Raw genomic sequence first — 6,630 nt, 5'->3', positions numbered from 1 at the left:
ACTAGCATGACTGCTAATCTACGTCAGCCCCTTTGTTTTTAGCGGCGCTCGCCAAAGTGTTCAAGCATTGCGCTTGAAGTGCGAATGCAAGGGCATCACAAATCGTTCAATAGCCTGCCTGATTTAAAGAGTGGTATTTGTCGCAACCATTTTGATCTCCACTATCACATACTTTGCCAAACCATTCCTTGCTAAGATGAAAATTTTGGCGTACGCCTTGTCCGTTGTCATACATCACACCCAAATTATATTGGGCTTCAGCAACTCCTTGTTCCGCCAACTGCAAGGTCTCCCGAAAATCCGATGCGTCATCCGCACAAACTGTCTGATTCAAACCCAAAGCCAGCAATGCGGCTACCAGTAATTTTGTCAAATGCTTCATCTTAATTCTCTTATGGTTTTTAAAACGCTAATGGATGGGCACGTTGTATGCGCTCAGAATCTTCATGCCGTGCCGTCTGAAAAACGGATTTCATTCCTATTGTTTCATGACGGCTATTTGTGTGCAGCCTGCACTTTCAGGCAGCCTACTTCGCCCCCTTAAACCCGCGCTTCAAATGCACCATCAGCAAAGCCACTGCCGCAGGGGTTACGCCGGAAATTCGGCTGGCTTGTCCGACGGTTTCGGGTTTGTGCTGGTTGAGTTTTTGCTGCACTTCTGCCGATAAACCTTTGACTTTGCTGTAATCGATGTTTTCAGGTAGCCTCAAGGTTTCCAAATCGCGGCGGCTGTCGATTTCTTCGTTTTGGCGGTCGATATAGCCTTGGTATTTGACTTGGATTTCCACTTGTTCAATCACGTTTTCAGGCAGCCTGCACTCGGGTTCTGCGCCTTCGAGCGTCATCAGTGCGGCGTAGTCAAGGTTCGGGCGGCGCAGGAGGTCGTGCAGGTTGGCTTCGCGGCTGAGTTTTTGTCCGAACACGCGGATTTGTTCGTCTTCGGCGAGTTTTTGCGGCGTGTACCACATTGTTTTCAAACGTTGGATTTCGCGTTCGATGGCTTCGCGTTTTTCGTTGAACATGCGCCATTGCGCTTCACCCACCAAGCCGATTTTGTGGCCGTCTTCGGTCAGGCGCATGTCGGCGTTGTCTTCCCTGAGTTGCAGGCGGTATTCGGCGCGGCTGGTGAACATGCGGTAGGGTTCGTTCACGCCTTTGGTGATGAGGTCGTCCACCAATACGCCGAGATAGGCTTGTTCGCGGCGCAGCAGGAGCGGGTCTTGTTCGCGGATGTATTGCACGGCGTTTGCGCCTGCTAGCAGACCTTGTGCGGCGGCTTCTTCGTAGCCGGTCGTGCCGTTGATTTGTCCGGCGAAGAAGAGGCCTTGGATGGTTTTGGTTTCGAGGCTGGCTTTGAGGTTGCGCGGGTCGAAGTAGTCGTATTCGATGGCGTAGCCGGGGCGCAGGATATGGGCGTTTTCAAGACCTTTCATGCTGCGCACGAGCGCGATTTGGATGTCGAACGGCAGGCTGGTGGAAATGCCGTTGGGGTAGTATTCGTTGGTGGTCAGGCCTTCGGGTTCGAGGAAAATCTGGTGGCTGTCTTTGTCGGCGAAGCGGTTGATTTTGTCTTCGATAGACGGGCAGTAGCGTGGGCCGACGCCTTCGATTTTGCCGGTGAACATGGGGCTGCGGTCGAAGCCTGAACGGATAATGTCGTGTGTTTTCAAATTGGTATGCGTAATCCAGCAGGACACTTGGCGCGGGTGCATATCGGCGTTGCCGCGCACGGAAAAGACGGGCACGGGCGTGTCGCCGGGCTGTTCGGTGAGCTGGGAGAAATCAATCGTGCGCCCGTCGATGCGCGGCGGCGTGCCGGTTTTCAGACGACCTTGCGGCAGGTTCAACTCGCGCAAACGGCCGCCGAGCGATTTGGCGGCGGGGTCGCCGGCACGACCGCCTTCGTAGTTTTCCAAACCAATGTGGATTTTGCCGGACAAAAACGTGCCGGCGGTCAGCACGACGGCGCGGGCTTTAAATTCCACGCCCATCGCGGTAATCACGCCGCTGATGCGGTCGCCGTCGAGCGTTACATCATCAACCGACTGCTGGAAGAGGTCGAGGTTTTCTTGGTTTTCCAGCATTTCGCGGATGGCGGCTTTGTACAAAATGCGGTCCGCCTGCGCGCGCGTGGCACGAACTGCCGCGCCTTTGCTGGCGTTCAGACGGCGGAACTGGATGCCGGATTTGTCGGTTGCCAACGCCATCGCGCCGCCGAGCGCATCGAGTTCGCGTACTAAATGGCCTTTGCCGATGCCGCCGATGGAGGGGTTGCACGACATTTGTCCGAGCGTTTCGATGTTGTGTGTGAGCAAAAGCGTCTGCGCGCCCATGCGCGCGGCGGCGAGCGCGGCTTCCGTGCCTGCGTGGCCGCCGCCGACGACGATGACGTCGTAGGTTTTGGAGTAGAGGATGGTGGGCATGATTGTGTGGGTAGTAAAAAATCAAGCGATTATACGCGGTTTTGCCGCCGGATGAGGCTACCTGAAAAACGGAAAAGGGTTTTGAACTTAGCAGAAACCCTGCCTTGGCTTCTCCCAAATATTGTTTTAGCTTTGCAGAAACTCGGCTTCCTCCGGAAATCTCGTTTTGGCGAAATTCGCTTTGCTCATTTTCAGGTAGCCTGTGCCGGGATAGAGGCTGCCTGAAAAAGTTGTGCGCTTGAAAAACGGCTTTCAGGTAGCCTTTCCGGTTTGCGGCGTAGGGCAAGAGGCGGGTTGAAAGTGTTACAATACGCGGTTTCTTTTTATTGAGTTTTCCGGCTTCATCATGTGCAAACACAACCACCCACACCCCACCCGCGACAACGACACCATCCGCATCCGCGGCGCGCGCACGCATAATTTGAAAAACGTCGATTTGGACATTCCGCGCCACAAACTGGTGGTGGTCACGGGGCTGTCGGGCAGCGGCAAGTCGTCGCTGGCGTTTGACACGCTGTATGCCGAAGGGCAGCGGCGTTATGTTGAGAGCCTTTCCGCCTATGCGCGGCAGTTTTTGCAGATGATGGACAAACCCGATGTCGATTTGATCGAAGGCCTGTCGCCCGCGATTTCCATCGAGCAGAAATCCACCAGCCACAACCCGCGTTCCACCGTCGGCACGGTAACGGAAATCCACGACTACCTGCGCCTTTTGTACGCCCGCGTCGGCACGCCGTATTGCCCCGAACACAATTTGCCGCTATCGAGCCAGACCGTGTCGCAGATGGTCGATGCCGTATTGAAGCTGCCGGAAGACACGCGCGTGATGATTTTGGCACCGGCGGTGCGCGAGCGTAAGGGCGAGTTTGTCGATTTCTTTGCCGACTTGCAGGCGCAGGGTTTTGCGCGGGTGCGCGTGGACGGCGAGGTCTATCAGTTGGACGAAGTGCCGAAGCTGGAAAAAAACATCAAGCACAATATCGACGTGGTTATCGACCGCGTGAAAGTGAAGGCGGACATCAAGCAGCGGTTGGCAGAAAGCTTTGAAACCGCGCTACGCCACGGCAACGAGCGCGCGCTGGCGATGGAGATGGACAGCGGCGAAGAGCATTGGTTTTCCGCGCGTTTCGCCTGCCCCGTGTGTTCGTACAGCCTGCCCGAATTGGAGCCGCGCCTCTTTTCGTTCAACAACCCGATGGGTTCCTGCCCGACTTGCGACGGCTTGGGCAACACCAATTTCTTCGACCCCGAAAAAGTGGTCGCCCATCCTGAATTGTCGCTGGCAACGGGGGCGATTGACGGCTGGGACAAGCGCAACCAGTTCTATTTCCAAATGATTCAGTCGCTGGCGCGGCATTACGGTTTCGACGTGCAGGCTGCTTGGGAAACGCTACCTGAAAAAGTGAAAAAAGTCGTGCTGCACGGCTCAGGCAAAGAAGTCATTGATTTCACTTACCTATCCGAACGCGGCACCACCTTCAACCGCAGCCACGCCTTCGAAGGCATCATTCCCAATCTCGAACGCCGCTACCGCGAAACCGATAGCGAAACCGTGCGCGAAAAACTGCGCGAATACCAAAACCACCGCGCCTGCCCGAGCTGCGGCGGCGCACGTTTGCGCAAAGAAGCCCGCTACGTTTACGTCAGCGGCGAACCTTTACACGAAGTCTCCGCTTGGCCGCTGACCAAAACCCACCAATTTTTCGAAACGCTGGATTTGGACGGCAACAAAAAACAAATCGCCGAAAAAATCCTCAAAGAAATCACCGAGCGGCTCGGCTTCCTGATTAACGTCGGGCTGGATTACCTGAATCTCTCCCGCTCCGCCGAAACCCTCTCCGGCGGCGAAGCCCAGCGCATCCGCCTTGCCAGCCAAATCGGCAGCGGCTTAACCGGCGTGATGTATGTATTGGACGAACCCTCCATCGGCCTGCACCAGCGCGACAACGACCGCTTGCTCGCCACCCTCAAACGCCTGCGCGACTTGGGCAACAGCGTGATTGTGGTCGAACACGACGAAGACGCCATCCGCGAAGCCGATTTCGTCGTCGATATGGGCCCGGGCGCAGGCGAACATGGCGGCAACGTACTAATTGCCGACACGCCCGAAAACGTCGCCAAATGCGAAAAATCCGTTACCGGACAATACCTCAGCGGCAAAAAATCCATTGCCGTGCCGTCTGAACGCACGCCCGTCAATCCCGACCGAATGCTCGTCCTCAAAGGCGCGCGCGGCAACAACCTCAAAAACGTTACTCTCGAGCTGCCGCTCGGTTTGATTACCTGCATCACCGGCGTATCCGGCAGCGGCAAATCCACCCTGATTAACGACACCCTCGCCAAAATCACCGCCCGCGAACTCAACCGCGCCCAAGAAGAACCTGCTCCATACGACGACATCCACGGCCTCGAACACCTCGACAAAGTCATCAACGTCGACCAATCCCCCATCGGCCGCACCCCGCGTTCCAACCCCGCCACCTACACCGGCCTGTTCACCCCCATCCGCGAACTCTTCGCCGGCGTACCCCTCTCGCGCGAACGCGGCTACAACGTCGGCAGATTCTCCTTCAACGTCAAAGGCGGCCGATGCGAAGCCTGCCAAGGCGACGGCGTGATTAAAGTCGAAATGCACTTCCTACCCGACGTGTACGTCCCCTGCGAAGTCTGCCACGGCAAACGCTACAACCGCGAAACCCTCGAAATCCAATACAAAGGTAAAAACATCAGCCAAGTCCTCGACATGACCGTCGAAGAAGCCCGCGATTTTTTCGACGCCGTCCCCACCGTATCGCGCAAACTGCAAACCCTCATGGACGTAGGCCTGGGCTACATCCGCCTCGGCCAATCCGCCACCACCCTCTCCGGCGGCGAAGCCCAGCGCGTCAAACTCGCCTTGGAGCTATCCAAACGCGACACCGGCAGAACGCTCTACATTCTCGACGAACCCACCACCGGCCTGCACTTCGCCGACATCGCCCTGCTGCTGAAAGTAATCGGCCGTCTGAAAGGCAAAGGCAACTCGATTGTGATTATCGAACATAATCTGGATGTGATTAAAACCGCGGATTGGATTGTGGACTTAGGGCCGGAAGGCGGTGATGGAGGCGGGAGGATTATTGCTTCAGGTAGCCCCGAGGAAGTGGCGAAGGTTAAGGGGAGTTATACTGGGAAGTATTTGGAGATGGTTTTATAATTCTAAGATTAAACAATCACTGATAGGGTGCAGATGATGAAAAATTTAGATGATGTAGAAACAACAATAGATCAAAGTTTAAATATGCTAAAAACGACTTCTGAAATTATTAAACCTGATAGTGTAGAAGAAATTCATGCTCTTCAGTCAAGCTCTGATATTAGATTGCAACGTGCAGGGGAATACGAAGCGGATAGTAATGAGAAAATAGCATTTTTAAAAAATACCGGAATAAATTTGCTATATAAGGCTATTTCTGCAGTAACTCGGGCCAAATTAAGAATTGGAGAAAATCTATCCTTATTAAATCCAGAAGTGTCACAATCTCTTGGTGAGAAAATTTCAAATATTGGAGAGCGGAATATAAAACTTAATTCATTACCGACTTTGGCTAATGCAACCGAAAGTTTAGTTTATGCTCAAGAAGAACCTGATCTAAGAGAGATGTACGAGAATATTATCGCTAATACCGTTGATAAGACAAAGGAAAATATAACACACCCCGCATATGTTGAAGTTTTAAAACAACTCAGTTCTATTGATGCTCGTTGTTTAAAAGAATTGTTTTCATTGCATGATATTTCTATTATTCCAATTTGTAATATTAAACGTATTATTAATGATAAAGGACACTATAATATAGTTCTTAGAAATTTATTACCTCCGCCATTAAATGATGTTAAGATAAATACCATTGAGAACTGGGAACGTTTGAAAATAGTAGAAATATCATTTGAAGAGTGGTGGACTAACGATATATTATATTCTTATGGGGAGGAAATAATTAAAGTGATAGAAGATGAAGTGCCAGAATCCAAGCTTGAATTGGTTAAAGGACAATTTTTGATAACTGAATTCGGAAAAAAATTCGCTCAAGCAATCGGCATTTTATCTTAATATCAAGCAAGCCGTAGCTTGTATATCCAACCTACCGCGTGCGTGGCTGCGCCACACACCCTACCCATGAATCATGAGGAACCCTAAAACCAACGCGTAGCAACTGTATTTTTC

Annotated in this window: 4 protein-coding genes; 2 read left to right on the top strand and 2 right to left on the bottom strand. The window is 52.7% G+C overall.

Going from position 1 to position 6,630, the window contains the following annotated elements; translation table 11 throughout:
• Positions 1 to 106: 106 nt before the first annotated feature.
• Positions 107 to 382: a tetratricopeptide repeat protein gene (locus tag HMPREF2541_RS01920; protein ID WP_003824520.1), complete on the bottom strand. Its 276-nt coding sequence runs from the start codon at positions 380 to 382 to the stop codon at positions 107 to 109.
• 145 nt (positions 383 to 527) lie between these two features.
• The gene (gene mnmG / locus HMPREF2541_RS01915; RefSeq protein WP_070541456.1) at positions 528 to 2,423 is read right to left on the bottom strand and encodes a tRNA uridine-5-carboxymethylaminomethyl(34) synthesis enzyme MnmG; all 1,896 of its coding nucleotides are present in this window, start codon (positions 2,421 to 2,423) and stop codon (positions 528 to 530) included.
• A 346-nt stretch (positions 2,424 to 2,769) separates the two neighbouring features.
• Between mnmG and uvrA the strand changes: the two genes are divergently transcribed.
• On the top strand, positions 2,770 to 5,619 hold the full coding sequence (uvrA, locus tag HMPREF2541_RS01910; RefSeq protein ID WP_070541453.1) for an excinuclease ABC subunit UvrA: 2,850 nt from the start codon (positions 2,770 to 2,772) through the stop codon (positions 5,617 to 5,619).
• Positions 5,620 to 5,655: 36 nt separating this feature from the next.
• A complete protein-coding gene (locus tag HMPREF2541_RS01905; RefSeq protein WP_168161086.1) occupies positions 5,656 to 6,516 on the top strand; it encodes a DUF4393 domain-containing protein in 861 nt (286 codons plus the stop codon).
• Positions 6,517 to 6,630: the final 114 nt, after the last annotated feature.

It is taken from the genome of Eikenella sp. HMSC061C02 (genome assembly GCF_001809035.1).
In the GTDB taxonomy this organism is placed as follows: Bacteria; Pseudomonadota; Gammaproteobacteria; order Burkholderiales; family Neisseriaceae; genus Eikenella; species Eikenella corrodens.
This window is presented reverse-complemented; position numbering and strand designations above follow the sequence as displayed.

Bases quoted from the DNA above. Each gene is read 5' to 3' on its own strand.
- HMPREF2541_RS01905 (WP_168161086.1), top strand. From the start codon at position 5,656: ATGAAAAATTTAGATGATGTAGAAACAACAATAGATCAAAGTTTAAAT.
- mnmG (WP_070541456.1), bottom strand. From the start codon at position 2,423: ATGCCCACCATCCTCTACTCCAAAACCTACGACGTCATCGTCGTCGGC.
- HMPREF2541_RS01920 (WP_003824520.1), bottom strand. From the start codon at position 382: ATGAAGCATTTGACAAAATTACTGGTAGCCGCATTGCTGGCTTTGGGT.
- uvrA (WP_070541453.1), top strand. From the start codon at position 2,770: ATGTGCAAACACAACCACCCACACCCCACCCGCGACAACGACACCATC.